Origin of the sequence: Bradyrhizobium elkanii WSM2783, assembly GCF_000472865.1 — a bacterium.
GTDB classification, from domain to species: Bacteria; Pseudomonadota; Alphaproteobacteria; order Rhizobiales; family Xanthobacteraceae; genus Bradyrhizobium; species Bradyrhizobium elkanii_A.
Genome location: NZ_AXAP01000032.1, coordinates 75,833 through 97,171, shown reverse-complemented (window position 1 = coordinate 97,171; position 21,339 = coordinate 75,833). Strand labels below are relative to the sequence as shown.

At 62.2% G+C, this 21,339-nt stretch carries 18 protein-coding genes and 1 tRNA gene; 14 read left to right on the top strand and 5 right to left on the bottom strand.

Going from position 1 to position 21,339, the window contains the following annotated elements:
• The first annotated feature begins 53 nt into the window (after nt 1–53).
• Complete coding sequence (locus YY7_RS0125750; RefSeq protein WP_028165752.1) at nt 54–257, top strand: cold-shock protein; 204 nt, start codon at nt 54–56, stop codon at nt 255–257.
• 667 nt (nt 258–924) lie between these two features.
• Here YY7_RS0125750 and YY7_RS0125745 read toward each other — a convergent pair.
• Nucleotides 925–1,725: a hypothetical protein gene (locus YY7_RS0125745; protein WP_155255313.1), complete on the bottom strand. Its 801-nt coding sequence runs from the start codon at nt 1,723–1,725 to the stop codon at nt 925–927.
• Nucleotides 1,726–2,200: 475 nt separating this feature from the next.
• Between YY7_RS0125745 and YY7_RS60655 the strand changes: the two genes are divergently transcribed.
• A tRNA-OTHER gene (locus YY7_RS60655) sits at nt 2,201–2,306 on the top strand.
• Nucleotides 2,307–2,820: 514 nt separating this feature from the next.
• Complete coding sequence (locus YY7_RS0125740) at nt 2,821–3,357, top strand: ParB N-terminal domain-containing protein (protein ID WP_028165750.1); 537 nt, start codon at nt 2,821–2,823, stop codon at nt 3,355–3,357.
• A gap of 54 nt (nt 3,358–3,411) precedes the next feature.
• Here the strand turns inward: YY7_RS0125740 and YY7_RS60650 are convergent, their stop codons facing one another.
• The 4 genes from YY7_RS60650 to YY7_RS52725 all read right to left on the bottom strand — a co-directional run bounded on the left by YY7_RS60650 (nt 3,412) and on the right by YY7_RS52725 (nt 7,522).
• Nucleotides 3,412–3,567, bottom strand: a complete 156-nt coding sequence (locus tag YY7_RS60650; protein WP_245287395.1) for a hypothetical protein — start codon at nt 3,565–3,567, stop codon at nt 3,412–3,414.
• A 171-nt stretch (nt 3,568–3,738) separates the two neighbouring features.
• The gene (locus tag YY7_RS0125730) at nt 3,739–5,175 is read right to left on the bottom strand and encodes an FAD-binding oxidoreductase (protein ID WP_245287394.1); all 1,437 of its coding nucleotides are present in this window, start codon (nt 5,173–5,175) and stop codon (nt 3,739–3,741) included.
• Nucleotides 5,176–5,194: 19 nt separating this feature from the next.
• Nucleotides 5,195–6,436 (bottom strand): alpha-hydroxy acid oxidase, encoded by a 1,242-nt coding sequence (locus YY7_RS52730; protein WP_051396902.1) that lies wholly within the window; start codon nt 6,434–6,436, stop codon nt 5,195–5,197.
• A 114-nt stretch (nt 6,437–6,550) separates the two neighbouring features.
• Nucleotides 6,551–7,522, bottom strand: a complete 972-nt coding sequence (locus tag YY7_RS52725; RefSeq protein WP_035690853.1) for a LysR family transcriptional regulator — start codon at nt 7,520–7,522, stop codon at nt 6,551–6,553.
• Nucleotides 7,523–7,778: 256 nt separating this feature from the next.
• Here YY7_RS52725 and YY7_RS0125715 point away from each other — a divergent pair, with 256 nt between their 5' ends.
• The 11 genes from YY7_RS0125715 to YY7_RS0125665 all read left to right on the top strand — a co-directional run bounded on the left by YY7_RS0125715 (nt 7,779) and on the right by YY7_RS0125665 (nt 21,312).
• On the top strand, nt 7,779–8,399 hold the full coding sequence (locus YY7_RS0125715) for a UbiX family flavin prenyltransferase (protein ID WP_028165748.1): 621 nt from the start codon (nt 7,779–7,781) through the stop codon (nt 8,397–8,399).
• Nucleotides 8,400–8,424: 25 nt separating this feature from the next.
• Nucleotides 8,425–9,846: a UbiD family decarboxylase gene (locus tag YY7_RS0125710; protein ID WP_028165747.1), complete on the top strand. Its 1,422-nt coding sequence runs from the start codon at nt 8,425–8,427 to the stop codon at nt 9,844–9,846.
• Between the two features lie 79 nt (nt 9,847–9,925).
• Entirely contained in the window at nt 9,926–10,966 is a 1,041-nt protein-coding gene (locus YY7_RS0125705; protein ID WP_080663838.1) for an ABC transporter substrate-binding protein, read from the top strand.
• Nucleotides 10,967–10,985: 19 nt separating this feature from the next.
• Complete coding sequence (locus tag YY7_RS0125700) at nt 10,986–11,825, top strand: ABC transporter ATP-binding protein (RefSeq protein WP_028165745.1); 840 nt, start codon at nt 10,986–10,988, stop codon at nt 11,823–11,825.
• Nucleotides 11,822–12,589, top strand: coding sequence for an ABC transporter permease (locus YY7_RS0125695; protein ID WP_028165744.1), 768 nt, complete (start codon nt 11,822–11,824; stop codon nt 12,587–12,589). Before YY7_RS0125700 ends, YY7_RS0125695 begins: the two co-directional genes overlap by 4 nt.
• Before the next feature lie 50 nt (nt 12,590–12,639).
• Nucleotides 12,640–14,370, top strand: a complete 1,731-nt coding sequence (locus YY7_RS0125690; protein ID WP_028165743.1) for a thiamine pyrophosphate-binding protein — start codon at nt 12,640–12,642, stop codon at nt 14,368–14,370.
• A 91-nt stretch (nt 14,371–14,461) separates the two neighbouring features.
• Entirely contained in the window at nt 14,462–15,304 is an 843-nt protein-coding gene (locus YY7_RS0125685; RefSeq protein WP_028165742.1) for an AraC family transcriptional regulator, read from the top strand.
• 129 nt (nt 15,305–15,433) lie between these two features.
• Nucleotides 15,434–18,448, top strand: a complete 3,015-nt coding sequence (locus tag YY7_RS0125680) for a xanthine dehydrogenase family protein molybdopterin-binding subunit (protein WP_028165741.1) — start codon at nt 15,434–15,436, stop codon at nt 18,446–18,448.
• Nucleotides 18,445–19,260 (top strand): FAD binding domain-containing protein, encoded by an 816-nt coding sequence (locus tag YY7_RS0125675; protein ID WP_028165740.1) that lies wholly within the window; start codon nt 18,445–18,447, stop codon nt 19,258–19,260. Before YY7_RS0125680 ends, YY7_RS0125675 begins: the two co-directional genes overlap by 4 nt.
• On the top strand, nt 19,257–19,775 hold the full coding sequence (locus YY7_RS0125670; RefSeq protein WP_028165739.1) for a (2Fe-2S)-binding protein: 519 nt from the start codon (nt 19,257–19,259) through the stop codon (nt 19,773–19,775). The genes YY7_RS0125675 and YY7_RS0125670 overlap by 4 nt, the downstream gene beginning before the upstream one ends.
• Nucleotides 19,768–21,312, top strand: a complete 1,545-nt coding sequence (locus tag YY7_RS0125665) for an AMP-binding protein (RefSeq protein ID WP_028165738.1) — start codon at nt 19,768–19,770, stop codon at nt 21,310–21,312. Before YY7_RS0125670 ends, YY7_RS0125665 begins: the two co-directional genes overlap by 8 nt.
• The last annotated feature ends 27 nt before the right edge of the window (nt 21,313–21,339 follow it).

Below are 21,339 nucleotides of genomic sequence, written 5' to 3'. Positions count from 1 at the left end.
AACCGTCGGGCCGCACTAAATTACCGCCATTGGTTCAAAAATGGAGTGCCGGCGTGGCAACGGGTATTGTGAAGTGGTTCAATGCAACCAAAGGTTATGGATTTATTCAACCTGACAAGGGCGGCAAGGATGTCTTCGTCCACATCTCGGCCGTGGAAAAAGCGGGNCTGAGCGGCCTCAATGAGGGGACCAAGGTCAGCTACGAAGAGATGACCAACAGGGGCAAGACGTCCGCTGAAAATCTAAGGGTCGGATGAATTCAAAACCGCCAGTTCACGCTGGCGGGCTCCTTTCAGAGTGTGTTGGCGAACCTCAGCCGGCGCTAGTTGCAGGGCGTATTTATCCACGCGCCATCGTATCGCCTGTATCCACACCCAGGCGGACCGGGAAGCCGCCCAGAAGGGCATTAGGGCGCGGACCGCGCGGAGGCGGAAGCTTGGTCGTTGCGCATGGAAGGCCACGGCGGGACCAGCCATCCCTGACGCCCGTCGGCTCCTAGCTGTTGGCTTGCGCTCGGCTGCGCCAGCTCTCATGACCCAGCAACGAGATTCACGATTAAGGCGATCGTCAGCAATGCCGCCAACGCAATTAGACCGACCGAGATAGGAAGGTCGTCCGCGGAGTTCATCGGGTTTCTTGTCCTTGTGGAGCTCGGGGCGGAGGTGGCGGTAGAACCCGCTCGGTGAAGTGCGTGGGTTACCTCGATTTGGCATGTTTGTTAATTAGATGTGGCCCGGATCGCATTTCCGAATGCGAGGTTGAGCTTCCCAGAGGCCGCGCCGGTTCTTCCATCCGCATGTATTCGCTGCGTTCGGATATCAAAATCGCGCCCGAGGCGACTCCAGGGCTTGTGGATTGACGTGGAAAGGCGCGGCGAGAGCGTCGCCACCCTCTCCGAAATTCATACCGACGGCACCCCCGCCGTTATGGCGAACGTATCAATGCACCCGGAATGATGGTCGTGCCGACCACTCTCGCGAGGCGCACATTGCTCCATGCCAGAACGTTGAGCACTCCAGTTCTGACGGCGGCTATATGGAAGCCAGGGGCTCCACCCGGAGTGGCGAAATAGCAATTGGTGAACGCGACATTGGTCGTCGTGCCAGGACTTGCGAAGATGAAAACAGTGCGATCGCCGTTCCAGAAAATGCAGTTGTTGTAAGTTACAGTTCCCGAGAAATTATCAGCCCACTGCATACAATCTGAACTGACAAAGCCAGGTTGAGGCTCATTATCATTGTAGCACTTGAAGCTACAATTGGTGAAGTTGACCGTCGCGTTGTCTCCCAGGTACGGGTACGCTTGGAACGCGTCAGAGTGATCGCCGACCTTGGCGACACAATTAAAGAAGCACTGGTCCATATTCGTGATACCGCCGCCGTTCTGGCGGGGACCTTCACGCCAATCGATTCGGCACTGGACAAAGTTGCTTACAAGAGAGCCGCTCGATTGGATCGCAAAGCACGCATCGCCATTCTTGTAATTGGGACTGTCGATCCAATCTTTGTTGGCTTGCGTACCAGACGAGAATGGACCGCCGGGTCCTGGAACATTGCCGGCGAACCTCGCGTCGCTGAGTGACATCGGGATCGTGATTTCAGACGGTGGCGGCGCGGCCGCCGCTGATGGACGAATAACGCAGGGACCCGCAATAATCAGTCCCGAGGCTCTCTTTATAAATTTCCTGCGATCCATGTTTGGTCTTGCTTCCGGCTTGTACGTCATGACGCAGCACGCCCCATCGCCATTTGCGCCCCGCAATCGTACTTCCTCCGACCGAGAGATGGTAGCCGAGCCGCTCGAAGAGTGATTAGCCCTCGCATGGGCGCCGGCATACGCGCTGAGCGGCCTCGGGAGGCCGCTCAGAGGGCCGTCTCGGGGTGGGCGGACGTGCGGAGGGCCGATGCCTCGTCCGTGCCTAGGAGGGCTACGGCGGCCCCGCCCAGTCGTCCCCGACCATCGGCCGGTGCATCAACGGCGGGCTCGGCTGGCTGGAGGTCGAGTGCAAGACCAGGGCAGCCCTACCGCTGGACGCCATCCGGCGGCCGCGGGACACGCCGCTTTGGAAGCTCGCGGCCTCGCTCAAGTGCCTGTCCTGCCGGAAGGGCCGCTATCGTTTGAGCGCGTGTCGTGGGATGGACACAGACCTGTGCGCGCAAAACACATCATTCCGAACGCAGGAAACTCTCCAATATCGTCAAGGGGCGAACGGAGAGGGAAAGTTCAGAAATCTCTTTGATAATATTGAGATATTCAGCGGATTTTGATTCCGCCATTCGGAGGTTCGATCCCTCCCGCCCCAGCCAGGTCAAAAAACATCAGTAAAATAAATGGCTTACCGGTTCGGAATATCCGAAGATCGATTCCGTTGACGAAGTCGAACCTCAGAAACTCGAAAAGCGCTCGCCCTCGCTGTTTAAGTCGGCTGAAACCTCAATCACTGCGTACCCCTTCAGTGCGCGGTTTCACGTCGGACCATTGCTCGATGTAGCGCGCGATCTCGCTTCTCATCACCACCACCGAGTGGCCGTGTTTTCCTTGCTCTGAGATCGCCGCGTGCGATCACGCGGTCGAGTTTCGCAAGCGTAAGGATGCGATCGGCTAATCAAATTAGAAGCAGGGCCTTCTCGTTCGTGGCACCACCAGTTTTGATTCCTCAGCCGATAGGAAACTGGACCCAAAAAAGGGGCGGTCGTCCGACCGGTGTCGCGCGAGGGACGCGCGGAAATTGCCTTGGCGGTAGAGCGCTTCATCCCTAAAATCTTGCCACCGCCGCCAGGTGGTTCGGTAATTGAGCTCAGTCACTGCGGAGTAGAAGCTATGTCCAAGCCGGAAAGCTTCCCAATCGACAAGATTTACATTCCCGTGAAGAGGAAGAAAGCACTCAAGCCTGAGCTCGTTCAAGAAATCGCGGAAAGTATTTTAGAAATCGGACAACAAGTCCCCATTCTCGTTCGGCCCGACGAAGGCCGGTTCGTTCTGGTCGAGGGACTGCATCGGTTCGAAGCCTGCAAGGCTCTTGGCGAAGGAACTGTGATCGGGGTCCTGGTCTCGGCTGAGATCGTGCACCAAAAGACGCTTTTGTCGGACAGCGCCGAAGCAGAAGCAGAGCGCGACAAGATGGCGCGATTGAAAAAAATGCGCCTCGAAAAGGAGGCTGCCGCGCGATTAGCCGCTGCTTCAGAGGCCGTCATGGAGACGCAGTCTGCAGAGCTTTTGCGAAAACCTTCGGACAAGGGTATCCGGAACGTTCCCAAGGCATCACGAAGCCAATTCGATCGCAAGACTTCAGGATCGACACCGAGAACGTTGTCGGAATGGCTCACGCAACAAAAGAGCAATGGCGGTCGTTATTGATCGCCGGCTCCGCCGCGGCCCGCCGGCCTCAAGCGGGCTTGGGCTAATGGCCATCTACGCAATCGTCTTGAGGTAAAGGCTCGGGTCGAAATATTTGTTGGCCGGGGTGAAATCCTTGATGCCGGCGTTCGCCATGAAGAAATCGGTGGATTGCTGCAGCCAGTTCGTAGTCGTGTTGTCGGAGTATCGGTACAGCCGATCTCGAAGCATCCAAGCTTCTTGAAATTCTGCTTGGTTCTCCGGTCGCGGAGGCGCGGCGGGTCTTCAACACCGCTAGCGATCGCGTCATTTACCTCGGCGAAGTGACCTATCGCGGCGACTTCATTCGCATCGATATGGATCGATCGAGCAAACGCAAAGCCAATCGTCGCGTCGGCAGGCTTAGGCGATGACTTTGCCAGGATTCATGAGATTGTGGGGATCGAAGGCTTGCTTCAGGAGCCTCAGCGCGCTCAGCTCTGCTGGTGATTTGTAGCGCAGCATCTCCGATCGACGGAGTTGGCCCACGCCGTGTTCTGCGCTGATCGAACCGCCGAGATCGGCGACGATGTCGTGCACAATCCGGTTGATTTCGCTCCGACGTTCATTGAACTGACTGGAGCTAATGCCCTCCGGCGGCATCGGATTATAATGAATATTGCCGTCGCCGAGATGGCCGAACGCAAAGGGACGGATGCCCGGGATTGCGTCCGCCAGCGCAGCGTCGGCACGCGCGATGAACTCAGGCACCTGCGACACCGGGACCGAGACGTCGTGCTTGATGCCGGCGCCACCCGCTTTCTGTGCTTCGGCCTGGCCTTCGCGAAGGGCCCAGAGACGGCGGCGCTGCGCCTCCGAATCCGCAAGCACGCCGTCGATCACCAGGCCTTTTTCCAGCGCCTCGGACAGCATTTGCTCGATCGGATCACGCAGCGAACCCGGCTCGCCCCGGCCGGCAGCCTCGATGAGCACATACCATGGATGCTCCTCGGCAAAGGGTGAGGTTTGTCCCGGCAATGCCACCAAGACCCACTTCATGCATTCGCGCCGCATCAGCTCAAACGCGCTCAGGCTCTCGCCGACGTGGCTGCGGGCGAGGTGGAGGAGATCAAGTGCCGCCGCCGGCGTCGGGACAGCAACGAAAGCCGTGACGATGTCTCGCGGTCTCGGAAACAGCCGCAGCGTGGCGGCCGTGATGATGCCGAGCGTGCCCTCGGCTCCGATAAAGAGCTGTTTGAGATCGTAGCCGGTCGAGTCCTTGCGCAAGCCACGCAGCCCGCTCCACATGCTGCCGTCGGGAAGTACGACTTCGAGCCCGAGCGTCAGAGCGCGCATGTTGCCGTAGCGCAGGACCTGCGTTCCTCCCGCGTTGGTCGAAAGGTTGCCGCCGATCTGGCAGGATCCTTCGGAGGCGAGGCTGAGCGGAAACAGCCGGTCGACATCGGCTGCATGTCTCTGCACCTCTGCGAGCGTCATCCCTGCCTCGACGGTAATGGTGTCGTTCTGCGCGTCGACCGCGCGCAGGGCGCGCATCCGCTCCAGCGAAATGATCACGCTGCGGGGATCGATTGGCTGAGCACCGCCCGCCAGGCCGGTGTTGCCGCCCTGAGGCACCATCGAAATGCCTGCCTTTCGGCATGCGGTCACGACGGCAGAAACTTGGGCGGTGGAGGAGGGGCGCGCGATATATTGCGCGGGTCCCCGGAACGCGCCGTCGAAAGAAACACAATAGCGCTCGAACTCAGCATTCGGCTCGGCCAGGCCTTGGGGCCCAAGAATTGCGCGCAGTCGGTCGCCAAGGTCGTTCGTCAGCATGTCTCCCGTCGCGATGATGTGCACAACGCCGTCTCCCCTTCAGTCAGGTAAAGTCAAAGGCGCCGCGGTGGCGGCGAGTGAGTTGCGCGAGCGCGTCGAGCGATGGTGCGCCGAGCTGTCCCATCGCGGTCTCCAGCTCTTCCTTCAAGAGTCCGGCGACATAGGCTGTGCCTCTTTCCCCGAGTCCGCCGAGCCCGAGCAGGAATGCGCGCCCCGCAAATGTACCGCTGGCGCCGAGCGCGATGGCGCGCGCGACGTCAAGGCCCGATCGTATGCCGCTATCGAACAGGATGGTGGCTCTGGTCCCGACCCTTGCAGCGATAGCGGGCAGGACGTCGATCGCAGCAGGCGCAGCATCGAACTGGCGACCCCCATGATTGGAGACCAGGATGCCATCCACTCCCGCTGCAAGCGCCTGTTCGGCATCCTCGGGATGCATGACACCTTTCACGATCAGCGCGCCTGACCAGGCATCCCGCATCCGCTTGATGACATCCCAGGAAAACGTGCCCTTGATCTGGCTCTGTACAAAGCCGGCGGTGTTCGCCAGCGTTGCCGGCTTTTCGACGTAACGCTCCATGTTGCGAAAGGAGGGCGTGCCCGCCGTGGCGAGCGCAAGCAGCCACGGCGGCGACAGAGCCACGTCCAGGATGGTTCTTGGCGTGGGACGGAATGGGACCACCAGGCCGTTGCGCAGATCACGAGGACGCTTGGAGCGAACCGGCGCATCCAGCGTCGCCGCCAGCACCCGCACGCCGGCCGCGCCCGCCCGCTTGATCAGATCGAAGGTGACGGCGTGGTCGTCGGCGGGCAGTCCGTAGAGCTGAAACCAGGCATAGGGACCGGCAAGCTCGGCGACATCCTCGATCGTGGCGGTGGCGAGCGTGCCGGCAATGTAGGGAATCCTTGCCTTGCCGGCTGCGCCTGCGAACATCCGCGTGGCGCCGGGCCAGATGATGCCGTCGACTCCCACAGGAGAGATGCCGATCGGCGCCGCGCAACGGACGCCGAACAGCTCAACCTCAGTGCTCACGGGACCAGGCTTGCCGTAGCGGGGGACCAGCTCCACCGCATCGAGCGCCAGTCGATTGCGCCGGGTGTTCAGATCGTCACCCGTTCCGCCCTCGAGAAAATCGAAGGCAAAGCGCGGGATGCGGCGACGGGCGCGGCGCTCGATGTCATCCAGCGTGGGCAAACGCTGACGCAAGCGAGCCTCGGGGCTTGTTCCGCTGCCGGCACCCCAGGCTTGCGCGCGCGGTGAGGAGCGGCGAAGATCGCCGGTCATGAGAAAGCGTCCTTGGTTGCGTGACCCCCGCTTCTCATAGGATGCGTATCGTCATCACCGCAAATAATTAGAGATGATGACCGCGATAGCTTCTGATGATTGCCGGCAGGATGGCTACCGCGACTTGGCGCGCCGTACAGCCCGGCGCCTTGCCGTATCTCCCGAAGCCGGCTGCACATAGTTGCTTGCCGATGTCGCGGCCTCGAGCAGGTCGTGGCGAATGATGTCCAGCACGGCTCTGGCGGCGGCGGACACCATTCGGCGCGGATGATGAACCCAGGCGATCGATCGGACGATGCGCGGTTCGGCGAAGCGGTGCGCTCTCACCCTGCCGTCCGCAAGCGACTGTTGAAGTGCAATCGTGGGCAGCACGGTCACGAGATTGGTGGTGGCGATCACGTCGCACACCGCGGGTAGCGTGTCGAGCTCCAGCCTCGGCTTCAATTCGATGCCGGCCGTGGTGGCGTGCTCCTCGAGGATCATGCGCAGGCCGTGCCGTTTCGATGGCATGACCAGGTCGAACTCGGCGAGATGCCCGAAACGCAGGTTCGTCGGTGGCTTGATCGGCGCATCCTTTCGGCAGGCGAACACCATCTCTTCGTCCATTACGTGGTGCGTGGCGAGCGAAACCCGCCGGCGCGGCACGTTGATCAGCGCAAAGTCGAGTTGCCCGGAATTCACCCAGTCGGTCAAGGTTTCCGTGTATCCCTCGCAGGCCGAGAGCGTGATTTCCGGATAGAGATGCGCAACGGTTGCGGACGAACTCGCCATCGTGCTCTGCGCCACCGAGGTAATCAGTCCGACCGACACCCGGCCGGAAATACGGCCGTTGAGCCGCGCCATTTCCTGCTTGGCATATTCGACGTCGCGCACGATGGGAAACACGAGCCGGGAGAACGCTTCGCCGGCGACCGTCAGCGTCATTCCGTTGATGCTCCGCTCGAACAGCTTTTGGCCAAGCTCGGCCTCAAGTTTGGCGATCTGCATGCTGAGTGCCGGCTGTACGATGTTGAGCTGGCGGGCTGCGCGGGTCACGTTCCTCTCTTCCGCCAGGCAAAGGAAGTATTGCATCTGCCTGAGTTCCATTGGTTTTTTCCTTCCTGTCCTCGACGACGCGCCGGTGCTGTAGGCTGCCGCTAGGCATCATTTTGGATGATTGAGTTTATCATCAATCATTATTTGTACTGATCTTAGCTTGCCTCTACTGTCCGTTCAAACAGCTTGACGCGCCTGCAGCCCGAAATCGGGGCACCGCACCGCCCAGGCAAACAACATTCATTTCGATGGCCGCGACGCCTGGCGTCACTTGCGTCGCGGCAGCAGGGAGCAGAAGCGAAACGTCATGCAGGATCGGACGCCCTCACGGCTGATTATCGGCATCTCCGGAGCCTCCGGCGTCGTCTACGGCGTGCGCTTGCTGCAATTGCTCCGCAACGCCGGTGTCGAAACGCACCTGGTGATGTCGAAGACGGCGGAGCAGACCTTCGCCTATGAAACCGACCTGAAGATCGCCGAGGTGAAGGTGCTGGCCGATTTCAGCCACGCCATCGACGACATGGCGGCTTCGATCTCCAGTGGCTCGTTCCGCACGGCGGGCATGATCATCGCGCCCTGTTCGATGCGATCAATGTCGGAGATCGCGTCCGGCGTCACCACCACGCTCCTGACCAGGGCCGCCGACGTTGTGCTCAAGGAGCGTCGCCGGCTGGTGTTGATGGTGCGCGAGACGCCGCTGCACACCGGCCACCTGCGTACCATGACCGCGCTTTCAGAGATGGGAGCGATCATCGCGCCGCCGGTGCCGGCGTTCTATGCCAAGCCCGACAGCCTGGACGACATGGTCGAGCATACGGTCGGGCGCGTGCTCGACCTGTTCGACATCGACATCGGCGTGGTGCGCCGCTGGGGCGAGGACGAGGCGTTGAAGCGTCGTTCGCCGCGAAAAATTGCTCCCTATGCTTGAAGAAGACCACGGAAAGGATCGCCATATGCGGACCGAGAACCTGGCCAGAGCCGCTGCGGCGGAGGCGCCGAAAGACTTGCGATCATGGCTCGCTCACCTCGCCGAGCGCGGCAAACTCGCGGTTGCTCGCGAGGGAGTAGGGCTTGCCGATGAGCTCGCTGCCGTTTCGAAAGGGCTGGAGCGTGACCGCGCGGTGTTGTTTCCAAAGCCCGGCGGGCACGACATTCCGGTGGTCTCAAATCTGTTCGCGGCTCGCGACTGGGTCGCCGATTCCATCGGCGTCAGCGAGGAGCAATTGCTGACGCGTTTCCTCGCGGCGGCGCGCAATCCGCTGCCGAGCCGTGAAGTGGCAAGCGGGCCGGTGCAGGAGGTTGTCCACAACGAGGTCGATCTCCTCCGGCAGCTGCCGATCCCGAAACATAACGAGCGCGACAGCGGCCCCTACATCACGGCGGGGCTGTTGATAGCGCGCAATCCGCGCAACGGCATTCAGAACGTCTCGATCCACCGCTGCCAGATCAGCGGTCCGAACCGGATCGGCGTTCTGTTGTTGCCACGGCACACGCTGTCCTATTTCCGCATGGCTGAGGAAGCTGGTGAGGCACTCGAAATCGCCATCGTCATTGGGGTTCATCCGGCCCTGCTCCTGGCGTCGCAGGCGATTGCTGCGCTGGACGAGGACGAGATGGCGATTGCCGGCGCGCTGCTCGGTCACCCCGTCGATGTCGTGAAATGCAAGACCAACTCGGTCCGCGTTCCCGCCCATGCGGAGATCGTGATCGAGGGACGAATTCTTCCCCGCGTGCGGGAGCCAGAGGGGCCGTTCGGCGAATTTCCCCAGTACTACGGGCCGCGTGCGGATCGCGAGGTGATCGAGGTCGACATGGTCACTCACCGCGCTCAGCCAATCTACCATACCATCGTCGGCGGTGGTTACGAGCATCTCATTCTCGGCGGCGTACCGCGCGAGGCGACGCTGGTGCAGCATCTGCGGCGCAGTTTCCCGAACGTGCTCGATGTACGTCTCACCCGGGGTGGCACCTGTCGGTACCATCTTGCCGTCAAGATCGACAAGATTGCCGACGGCGAGCCGAAGAACATCATCATGGCTGCCTTCGGCGCTCACTATGACATCAAGCAGGTCATAGTCGTCGACAAGGATGTCGACATTGGTGATTCCGAGGAGATCGAATGGGCGGTCGCCACCCGCTTCCAGGCCGACCGCGATCTCCTGGTCGTGTCCGGCGCGCTCGGCTCCAAGCTCGATCCGACAACCGACAAAGGGATCAGCGCCAAGATGGGGCTCGACGCGACCGTGCCGGTCGATGCGCCCGAACTCGATTTCAAGCGCATCCATGTCAAGGGCGAAGAAGAGGTCGACCTTGCGACGGCCTTGCAAAAAGATCCGGATGCCGCCTTCTCCCGCGTTCTTGCACGAGCGCGATAGGCAAGGGGCTGATCCGAACACGTTAACAACGCAGCGCGCCCGCAAGAGAGCGGTCGCAGGTAACATTGGGAGGTGATTGATGCTCTCTAGGATGATCCGTGCGAGTTTGGTTTTCAGTGCTGTGGCGGCATCGAGCTTGGTGCCCACGTGGGCGAAAGCGGCCGATGACGTCAAGGTCGCCATCAACAACGTGGTCAGCGATGTTGTCTTTCACCTTGCCGCCGAACGCGGGTTCTTTGCCGAACAGAATCTCAACGTCACCCTGGTCAGCTTCGATTCCGGACCGAAGATGATCGCGCCGCTCGGTGCGGGCCAGATCGACGTTGGCGCAGGCGCATCTTCCGCAGGGCTCTACAATGCGGTGGCGCGCGGCATCAATGTGAAGGTGGTAGCCGATAAGGGCTCGACGCCACGCTCTTACGATTACATGCCGCTGCTCGTCCGCAAGGCGCTGGTCGACAACGGCACCGTCAAGACCGTTGCAGACCTGAAAGGAATGAAATTCGGCGAGGTTGGTCCGGGAGCCGCGACCAATGCAAAGCTCAGCCACATCCTTGGTGGTGCAGGGCTGACCTACAAGGACGTTACGCACAACTATATCAACTATCCCCAGCAGATCGCAGCCTTCACCACCGGTGCAATCGACGCGGCGATCACGACGGAGCCGTCGGTCACGCAGGCGATCAATAGCGGCGTCGCCGTGAAGTTCGTGGCGGATGGCTATCCGGATCAGCAGGTTGCCGTGCTGCTCTATGGCGGTGACTTCATCGCCAAGCGTCCGGCCGTCGCCGAGCGGTTCATGGTCGCCTACCTCAAGGCGGCGCGCATCTACAACGATGCCACCGCTGGCGGAAAATTCACGGGCAAGGGCGTCGACCAGGTGATTCAGACCATCATGAAAAGCACCGGCCTGAAGGATCCGGAGCTGTTTAAGAAGATGGTGCCGAACGGGATTGATCCGGATGGCAAGGTTAACGTGAAGAGCATGGCGGACGATCTGAAGTTCTTTGCCGACAATGGCTATCTGGAGCGGCCGGGCAAAGTCGAGGACGTTGTCGACGCCTCGTTTGCTGACAAGGCGGTGCAGAAGCTCGGCTCCTACAAGCCTGCCGAAAACTGACGGCAAAGAAGGATACGTCATGGCTATTGCGAACGTGTTGAATAAGCAAGGGCGGCCGGAACTGGTGCCGTCGACGCCGCAACTGTCCCTTTCGGGTGTCAGCAAATATTTCGGATCGTCGGGTTTCGTAGCCCTCGACGGCATCACCATCGATATTCCGCAAGGGCAGTTTTTCGTGATCGTCGGCCCGAGCGGCTGTGGCAAGACCACACTGCTGCGCATCCTTGCCGGGCTCGATACTCAGAGTTCAGGCACCGTCGCCGTCAACAGGACCGATGAGAAACGCCCGGTCAATTCCATGATCTTCCAGGGCGACTCGCTGTTCCCCTGGATGACGGTGTTCGATAATGCCGCCTACGGCCTGCGTATGCGGCGTGTCCCTGAGGCGCAGGTGTCCGACACGGTCCGCACGTGGCTCGAACGGATCGGCCTGTGGCGGTTTCGCGACCGCTATCCCAACCAGCTATCGGGTGGCATGCGTCAGCGTGTGTCGATCGTGCGAGCCTTCGCGAATGATCCGGAAATCCTGTTCATGGACGAACCGTTCTCGGCGCTGGACGAGCAGAACAAGCTGCTGCTTCATGAGGAATTGCTGCGGATCTGGGAAGCGACCAAGAAGACGGTCGTGTTCATCACCCACAGCGTGGACGAAGCAGTCACGCTCGGTGACCGCATCATGATCATGACCGCCAATCCCGGGCGCGCCAAGGCCGTGCTCGATGTGCCGTTTCCGCGTCCGCGGAATGTGCTGGAACTCCGGCAAAAACCTTCCTATGGCGATCTCGTGTTCCATATCTGGGAGCAATTGCGCGAGGAGGTACAGCGCGCGCGTCAAAACGCGGAAGGAGAGAAGGCATGAGCGCCGAGGTCAAAGGCCGTGACAGGGTAGTCGGTGTCCTCACGCCCATCGTGCTGTTGGGCCTCTGGGAGCTCGCGGCGCGATTTGGGCTTCTCGATGCGCGCTTCTTTCCGCCGCCATCGGCCATCGTTCATCAGTTTGCCGCGTTGGTCGCTTCCGGCGAGCTTGGCGCCAATGTCCTCGCAAGTCTCAAACGCCTCGCGCTCGGCATGCTGCTCGGCGGCGTGCCCGCGTTGTTCCTTGGTCTTGCCATGGGCATATCGCGGCCGCTGCGTGCGGCGATCGATCCCTTGATCTCGGCCACCTATCCGATCCCGAAGAGCGCCATCCTCCCGCTGGTGCTCTTGATCTTCGGTCTCGGCGAAATGTCGAAGGTGGTCATGGTCGCGCTGGGCGCGTTCTACCCGATCATCATCAATACGGTGGTCGGTGTCGCCAACATCGACAAGATCTATCTCGATGTCGGGCATAATTACCGGGCCAACCGGTGGCAGGTGTTTCGGACCATCGCCCTGCCCGGAGCGTTGCCCTCGATCATGGCCGGTGTCAAACTGGCGGTCGGCATGGGGCTGATCCTGATCGCGATTTCCGAGATGGTCGCCGCCAATGACGGCGTCGGCTACATGATTTGGAATGCCTGGCAGGTGCTGACGGTCGATACGATGTATGTCGGGCTTCTCGTGATCGCGGTGCTCGGATTCCTGTTCTCGATCGTGCTCGATGAGATCGAACATCGTCTCATTCCCTGGAAACGAAGGGCATGATCGATGGCCAGCTCTCTGTCATCAAGCAATCGTCGGGTGAGCAACGATCGATGTTGACGACCTCAGGCCCGCGCAGCGGTGGCGAAATCCTCATCGATACGCTGAAGATCCACGGCGTCGACACGGTATTCTGCCTGCCGGGGGAAAGCTTTCTGGCCGCAATCGATGCGCTGGCCGGTGACGGCAACGCGATCCGGACCGTCGTGACGCGTCATGAGGCTGGCGCGGCTCACATGGCCGAGGCCTATGGAAAGCTGACCGGGCAGCCCGGTATCTGCTTCGTGACACGAGGGCCCGGCGCAAGCCACGCCGCGATCGGCGTGCATACGGCTTCGCAGGATTCGACGCCGATGATCCTGTTCATCGGGCAGGTTGCCCGCGGCATGCTGGGACGCGAAGCGTGGCAGGAAGTCGATTTCCGCCAGATGTTCGGCGGCATGGCGAAGTGGGTCGTGGAGATCGATCGCGCCGAACGCATTCCGGAATTGGTCAGCCGCGCTTTTCATGTCGCGGTCTCGGGACGCCCGGGTCCGGTCGTGGTCTCGCTGCCGGAGGATATGCTGGCCGAGGAGGTCGTGGCTGCGGATGCAAGGCCGTATCGGCGGGCTGCGGCGCATCCGAGTGCTGATCAGCTCTCGCGGCTCGTCGAGATGGTAGCGGATGCGGAGCGGCCGCTTGTTATTGTCGGCGGCGGCGGGTGGAACGCGCGAGCCTGCGAGGACCTCAAGACCTTCATCGAGCTGTTCGATCTGCCCGTTGTCGCGGGCTTCCGGCGGCAGGATATTTTGGATAACCGCCATCCAAACTACATCGGCCACGCCGGGCTTGGACCGAGTGCAGCATTGGTCCGGCGCATTCGCAGCGCTGATCTCATCATCGCGATCGGCGGACGGCTCGGCGAGACGACGACGTCCGGATACACCTTGTTCGAAGTGCCCCGGCCGTCGCAGCGCTTCGTTCACGTGCATGCCGATCCGAACGAGCTCGGCCGTGTCTATCAAGCCGATCTCCTGGTCAACGCTGGCATGCCGGAGTTTGCCGCGGCCGTCGCGCGACTGCAGCCGTCCGACGGATCGCAGGCAACCAGGAGCCTGCAACGGAAGGCCTGGGTTGCGGCAGGCCGTGCCGAATTCGTCTCCGACCAGACGCCGGGATCAATGCCGGGCCCGGTTGATCTCGGCGCAGTGATGCTGCATTTGCGCGAGGTGCTCCCCGCGGACGCGATCATCTCGAATGGTGCCGGCAACTATGCCATCTGGGTGCACAAATTTCACCGTTATGGCGGCTTCAGGACCCAGCTTGCGCCGACCTCCGGATCGATGGGTTATGGCCTGCCGGCGGCAATCGCCGCCAAGCTGGCGCATCCCGAGCGCACTGCTGTCTGCTTTGCGGGCGACGGCTGCTTTCTGATGAGCGCGAACGAGCTCGCCACGGCGGCGCGACATGGGCTCGGCGTCATCGCGATCATCATCAACAACAGCATGTACGGCTCGATCCGCATGCACCAGGAGAAGGAATATCCCGGACGGGTACATGCGACGGCGCTGGACAATCCGGATTTCGCAGCGCTCGCGCGGGCCTTTGGCGGCCATGGTGAACTTGTGCTGGAAACCGATGCCTTTCCTGCGGCATTTGCGCGGGCCCGGGCCTTCGCCGATGAAAAAAGCAAACCCGCCATACTGGAGCTCAGGATCGATCCGGAAGCGATTACGCCCACTGCAACGCTGACGCAATTACGCGAGCGTGCGCTCGCTGCGCGCGATGTTGCTCCGCAACGATGATGGCGTGCCGTGGCTGCCTCTCGGATTGACAGATCATTCGACTTGTGCTGACGGGAAAGGAAGCAACAACGACGTCTGAAGGGAGGCCTTGATGTCGACAGCTCTGCGCATCGCTCATGGCGCCTTCGGCAGGGTCGCGCTGCTGGATATGGATCGTTCGCTGGTGCGCCATGCGCATCCGCATTGCCATGTCCTGCTGAAGGTCGAAGGCGCCGATACACAGTTCCTGGTGGGAGATCGGGTCTATCCGCTGACCGACACATGCGCCGTGCTCGTCGACGGCTGGAAGCCGCACGCCTATGTTCACGATCCCGCGCGGCCGCGGACCCTCATTCTGGCGCTTTATATTGAACCTGAATGGTTGAAGGAGTTCCGGCCCGGATGGGCCGCGAGCGGCGCGCCGGGTTTCTTCGATCAGCCGTCCGGGGAGGTCTCGCCGCGGATCCGGCAACTCACGATGCATCTTGCCACCGACATGATGTCGCATCCGGACTGCGTCCGTGCCCATGAGCAGACCCTCTCGGACCTGATGATCGCGGTGATCGAGCGCTTCACACCGTGGCGGAGCTTTCCCAATTCCATCCGCGGCATGAACGCGATGTCCTGCGACTGGCGGATCCGGCGCGCGACGGAAGTGATTCGCGCGCAGGAGGGAGCCCACGCCAATGTCGATCAGTTCGCGAAGGGCGCAGGGCTGTCGCGGGCGCAGTTCTTCCGTCTGTTTGAATCCTCGCTCGGGGTTTCGCCCAAGATCTATCTGAATGTGGTGCGCATGGAGCGGGCGCTTGATGCCGTGATCCACCAGGATACGTCGGTCACTGATCTCAGTGAGCGCTTCGGCTTTCCGGAGCCGGCGCATTTCACCCGCTTCTTCCGCGATCACGCCGGAGTCGGCCCGCGCGAATTTCGCAACGTCTCGCGGCTTGCAAGTTGATATTGCGGCGCACACTCCGAAATGAGACGATTTGGTAGGTCGTGAGATCGGGCGGTATGGCCCGCATGGCTGACATTCTGACAACTGCTCCACGTCGCGTCAGAGAGCGCGATGGAGAGGAGCGTCGGAATGGCGGAGGCCGCGGTTCAGTCCGCATCATCGGTCGATCAGAATACGGCTGAAGACCGGCCTTGGGTCGGCCGTTCGATCGAACGCGTCGAGGATGCCGCGCTGCTCACCGGGCGCGGGCGCTTCATCGACGATCTCGGCACTCCACCGGGGACGCTGCATGCAGCCATCCTGCGCTCCCCACATGCCCATGCCGATATTGTCTCTGTTGACGCTGAGGCGGCGCGGCGTGCGCCGGGCGTCGCCGCTGTCCTCACCGGCGAGCAGGTCAAGGCGCTGACGTCGAGCCTCGTCGTTGGCGTGAAGGCGCCGGTGGAATGCTGGCCGATTGCGACCGAGCGGGTTCGCTATGTCGGCGAGCCCGTCGCCGTGGTCGTCGCGAGCGATCGCGCCCGGGCGGAAGATGCGATCGAACTGATCAACGTCGAGTACCGGCCGCGCGCTGCGGTGGTCGATCCGTTGGCGGCGCTCGCTGCCGATGCGCCTGTCCTGCACGATGGTTTTCCCGGCAATCTCGCCAGCGACCGCAGTTTTTCCTATGGCAATCCCGAGCAGGCGTTTGCCGAAGCAACGCATCGCTTTTCAATCGACATCCGCTATCCGCGCAATTCCTGCACGCCGATCGAAACCTATGGCGTCGTCGCCACCTACGATGCGGCTGAGAATGCCTATGACATCCTCGCCAATTTCCAGGGTCCTTTCAGCATTCATACCGTGATCTCGCGTGCGCTGAAGGTGCCGGGCAATCGGGTGCGGCTGCGCACGCCACCGGATTCCGGCGGCAGCTTTGGCGTCAAGCAGGGCGTCTTTCCCTATATCGTTTTGATCAGCGCGGCTTCTCGCGCCGTCGGGCGCCCCGTGAAGTGGATCGAAGACCGCCTTGAGCACCTGACAGCCTCGGTCTCGGCGACCAACCGCGCCACGACGCTTTCAGCCGCGATCACCGCGGACGGCAAGATCCTCGCGCTCGATTGGGACCAGGTCGAGGATTGCGGCGCCCACCTGCGCGCACCCGAACCCGCAACGCTCTACCGCATGCATGGCAACCTCACTGGCGCCTACGACATCCGCCATGTGAAAGTGCGCAACCGCGTCGTCGTCACCAACAAGACGCCGACCGGCCTCAACCGCGGCTTTGGCGGACCGCAAGTCTACTTCGCGCTCGAGCGCCTGGTGCAGCGGATTGCGATCGGGCTGCGCCTTGATCCGCTCGACGTGATCCGGCGCAATCTCGTTCCGGCGAACGCCTTTCCTTATCGCACGGCGACCGGTGCGCTGCTGGACTCCGGAAACTATCAGGAGGCGATCGCCAGAGCTGTCGAGCAGGGCCAACTCGCGGAACTCAAGGCGCGACGCGATGAGGCGCGCGCGCAAGGCCGCCTTTATGGCATCGGCTTTACGGCTGTTGTTGAGCCCAGCGTCTCCAACATGGGCTATATCACGACGGTGCTTACGGCAGCGGAACGTCGCAAGGCCGGACCGAAGAATGGCGCGCAGGCAACCGCAACGGTTGCGCTTGATCCCGTGGGGGGTGTCGCGGTCCATGTCGCATCCGTGCCGCAAGGGCAGGGTCATCGCACGGTTCTGTCGCAGGTGGTGGCCGATGTGTTCGGTCTCAAGCCGCAGGACGTGCGCGTCAATACAGAGATCGATACCGCCAAGGATGCCTGGTCGATCGCCTCCGGAAACTATGCGAGCCGGTTTGCGGCCGCCGTAGCCGGGACCGCGAAGTTGGCGGCTGAGCGGATCGCGGTCCGTCTTGCGCGCATCGCTGCGAGCCAGCTGAATGTTGAGCCGGCAGATATCATGTTCGCCGGCGGCTTCGTCGCGTCGAAGCGCAATCCGGAGAACCGCATCGCTTTTTCCAGAGTCGCGGCGCTCTGTCATTGGTCGCCGGGCTCATTGCCTGATGATGCCGGCCAGACCATCCGCGAAACCGTGTTCTGGACGCCGCCGGAGCTGACCCCGCCGGACGATCAGGATCGCATCAATTCCTCGCTCTGCCACGGCTTCATCTTCGATTTTTGCGGCGTCGAGATCGACCGCACGACGTTTGAGACCCGTATCGATCGCTACGTGACCATGCACGATTGCGGCACCATCCTGCATCCGGGCATGGTGAACGGGCAGATCCGCGGCGGCTTTACGCAAGCGCTCGGGGCGGCGCTCTATGAAGAATATGCTTATGCGGCGGACGGCAGCTTTCTGACCGGAACGTTTGCGGACTATTTGCTGCCGACGACGACCGAAGTCCCCGAGCCGCAGATCATCCATATCGAGACACCGTCGCCCTTCACCCCGCTCGGGGCAAAGGGCGTCGGCGAAGGCAACTGCATGTCGACGCCGGCGTGCATCGCCAATGCCGTTGCCGACGCGCTGGGCCTTGCCGACGTCACGCTGCCGCTGGTGCCGGCGAAGCTCGCCGATTTGGTGCGTGGTCCGGAGCCCGAACCGCCGACGGGACAATCGAAGGCGGCGCCTACACGCGAGGGAGACCGCCGGCTGCGCGGCGAGGGCCGTGCGTCCGTCAACGGGGCGCCGGAGCAGGTGTGGACGATGCTGCTCGATCCCCAGACGCTGCAGGCTGTGATCCCCGGATGCGAGCAGGTCCACAAGGTTTCGGACACGCATTTCCGCGCCGACGTGACGCTCGGCATCGGTCCTGTCAGCGGACGTTATCGTGCTGACGTCCAATTGTTCGATCTCGACCCGCCCCGCGCAGTCACGCTGCGCGGAAAAGCGGAGGGGGCACTCGGTTTCGGAACCGCCGAAGGTCGCATCACGCTCGAGCCCGACGGCAAAGGCGGCACACAGCTCAGCTACAGCTATGACGCAGCGATCGGCGGCAAGGTCGCGAGCATAGGCGGCCGCCTGCTCGACGGCGCCACGCGCGTGATCATCGGACAGTTCTTTGCGGCACTTGCGCGCCAGGCCGGCGGTGGGGCGCCTGCAAGTGGCATCTCGATGTTTGCGCTGCTCGCCAAGCTTGCGAGCCTGTTTGGAGGGCGACGATGAAACCAGCCGCCTTCGACTATGTCCGCGCCGAATCCGTCAACGAAGTCCTTGAGGGACTTTCGAAAGAGGGCGGCAATGCCCGCGTGCTCGCCGGCGGCCAATCGCTGATGGCGATGCTCAATATGCGCCTCGCCAAGCCGAGACTCCTGATCGACATCATGCGGCTTAAGGAGCTCAATCGCATCGAAGAACAGGCTGGAGTGGTGACGATCGGCGCCGGCGTGCGCCAGGCCGCCTTGCTCGCATGGCCGGAGCTGGCGCGGACTCAGCCGCTTCTTGCGCGGGCGTTGCCCTGGGTCGGCCATGTCCAGACGCGCAGCCGCGGCACCATCTGCGGCTCGCTCGCACATGCCGACCCGAGCGCCGAGATGCCGCTCGCGCTGATCGCCCTCGGCGGCGAGGTGCATCTGCGCAATGCGCGACGGCGCCGACGGGTTGCAGCGACCGAGTTCTTTCTTGGCATGATGGCCACTGCGCGGGCGGAAGACGAACTCATTGAAGCCGTATCGTTTCCCGCTCGGGCCGGCGAGCGATGCGCGTTTCGCGAAGTCGCCCGCCGCCACGGTGATTTCGCCATCGTGGCCTGCGCGGCGGTTGCGACCTCGAAAGGTGTCCGCTTTGCCGTTGGCGGCGTCGCCGATGTTCCGCAGGCGCGGGACTGGCCGCGCCTGGACGGAAGTGCGCTCGACGATGCGCTGAACGGCTTTGCCTATGAGCTCGACGCGCGCGATGACGTGCACGCGACCGCGCGCTATCGCCGCGATCTGGTGCGGATCATCGGCCGCGATCTGGTGCGCGAGGTGCTGCAATGACCCGTCTCAGCGCCGATGGCCGTCATCCGGTTCGCTTCAAGCTGAACGGCAGGCCGGTTGAAGCCGAAGCCGAGCCGCGCACGCTGCTGTCCGACTTCCTGCGCCAGCAGATCGGCGCAACCGGAACCCATGTCGGCTGCGAGCATGGGGTTTGCGGTGCCTGCACGGTCATTATCGACGGCATGCTTACGCGTTCCTGCCTGACGCTGGCGGCACAGGCCGATGGTTGCGAGGTCCAAACCGTCGAAGGGCTTGCTCCGTCACCCGACCGGCTCGGCATCCTGCAACAAGCGTTCCGCCGCAACCACGCTTTGCAATGCGGCTTCTGTACCGCCGGCATCCTGATGTCGCTCGACCATTATCTGCGCCGGCATCCGGCGCCAAGCGAAGCCGATATCCGCGATCTCCTGAGCGGCCATCTCTGCCGCTGCACCGGCTACACCCCGATCGTAAAGGCGGCGCTGGAAGCGGCCGCCGAGCTCGCCACAACCACCCAAGAGAAGTCAGATGCTTGATCTCGGCAGCAGTTTCATTGCAAGCGTCGCGCGTGATCCGGATGCGCTTGCGATCGTCGACGGCGAGCTTCGCCTTACCTATCGGCAGTGGTACGGCAAGATCTCGGCGCTCGTAGCATCGTTCGATCGCATCGGGCTGAAGCCCGGCGATCACGTCGTCACCGTGCTGCAGAACCGCTGGGAGGCTGCGACCCTGCACTGGGCCTGCCAGTTTGCGGGGCTGGTCATCACGCCGATCAACTGGCGTGCCAAGGCCGACGAGCTCGATTTCTGCATCGAGAATGCGGAGGCCTGCGCGGTCTTCTATCAGGATGTCTCCGCCGACGCCGTGAGAAATTCTACGCGCGCGGCCGGCTTGCAACGCATTGCGGTCGGTATGAATGTCGACGGAGACCTGGCTTTCGCGGACATGGTGGAAGGCGGCGCTCCTGATGCCCAGCCTCGGGTCGGCGCCGATGCATGGTCGATCATGCTCTACACGTCGGGCACGACATCGCGACCAAAGGGCGTGCCGCGCCATCATCGTGCCGAGCGCGCGGCGGCAATCGCGCATGTCGCGCAAAACCTCTATGGCCGCAACGAGCGTACGCTCGGCGTGATGCCGCTCTATCACACCATGGGTGTGCGCTCCTTGCTCGCGATGTCGCTGATCGGCGGCACCTTCATTTGCCTGCCGCGCTATGACAGCCGCCAGGCGCTGGCCCTTATCGAGAGCGAAAAGATCAGCAATCTTTATCTGGTGCCAACGCTCTACCACGATCTCGTTCACCACGAGGCGTTCTCGGCGACCGACGTATCGAGCGTGCGAAAACTCGGCTTTGCCGGCGCCTCGATGACGGATGGATTGCTCAAGAAGTTGAGCGAAGTGTTCAAGCCGGACCTGTTCGTCAATCATTACGGCAGCTCCGAGATCTACACCTTCACGATCGATCAGAACGCGCCGGCCAAGCCCGGCTCGGCCGGCAAGGCCGGCATCAACCAGCACATCAGGGTGGTACGGATCAACGCTCGTTCGATTGCCGAACTTGCCGCACCGGGCGAAGAGGGCGAGATCATCGCCTCGCTCGCCGGCGACGAAGCATTCGAAGGCTACTGGCGGCGGCCCGAGGCCGATGCCAAGGCGCTGCGCGAGGGCTGGTATTTTACCGGAGATACCGGGTTCATCGATTCCGACGGCGACCTGTTCGTGACCGGCCGCGTCGATGACATGATCATCACCGGCGGCGAGAATGTGTCGCCGGTAGAAATCGAAAGCTGCCTGTCGCTGCATCCCGCTGTCTCTGAAGTGGCAGTCGTCGGTCTCGCCGACGAGAAATGGGGCAAGATCGTCGCCGCCTTCGTCAAGCGCAACCGATCGGTCTCCGAGGCGGAGCTCGAGCAGTTCTGCCGCACCTCCGGTCTTGCCAATTTCAAGCGCCCGCGACGCTACGTCTTTGTCGATGCCATTCCAAAATCGCCGGTCGGTAAACTTCTCCGGCGTCTGCTCGTCGCAGGAGAATACGAAGCCGAGCGCCTGCCGCCCTCGGATGCGGCCTGATCACACGACACCAACGAAAGGAAAACC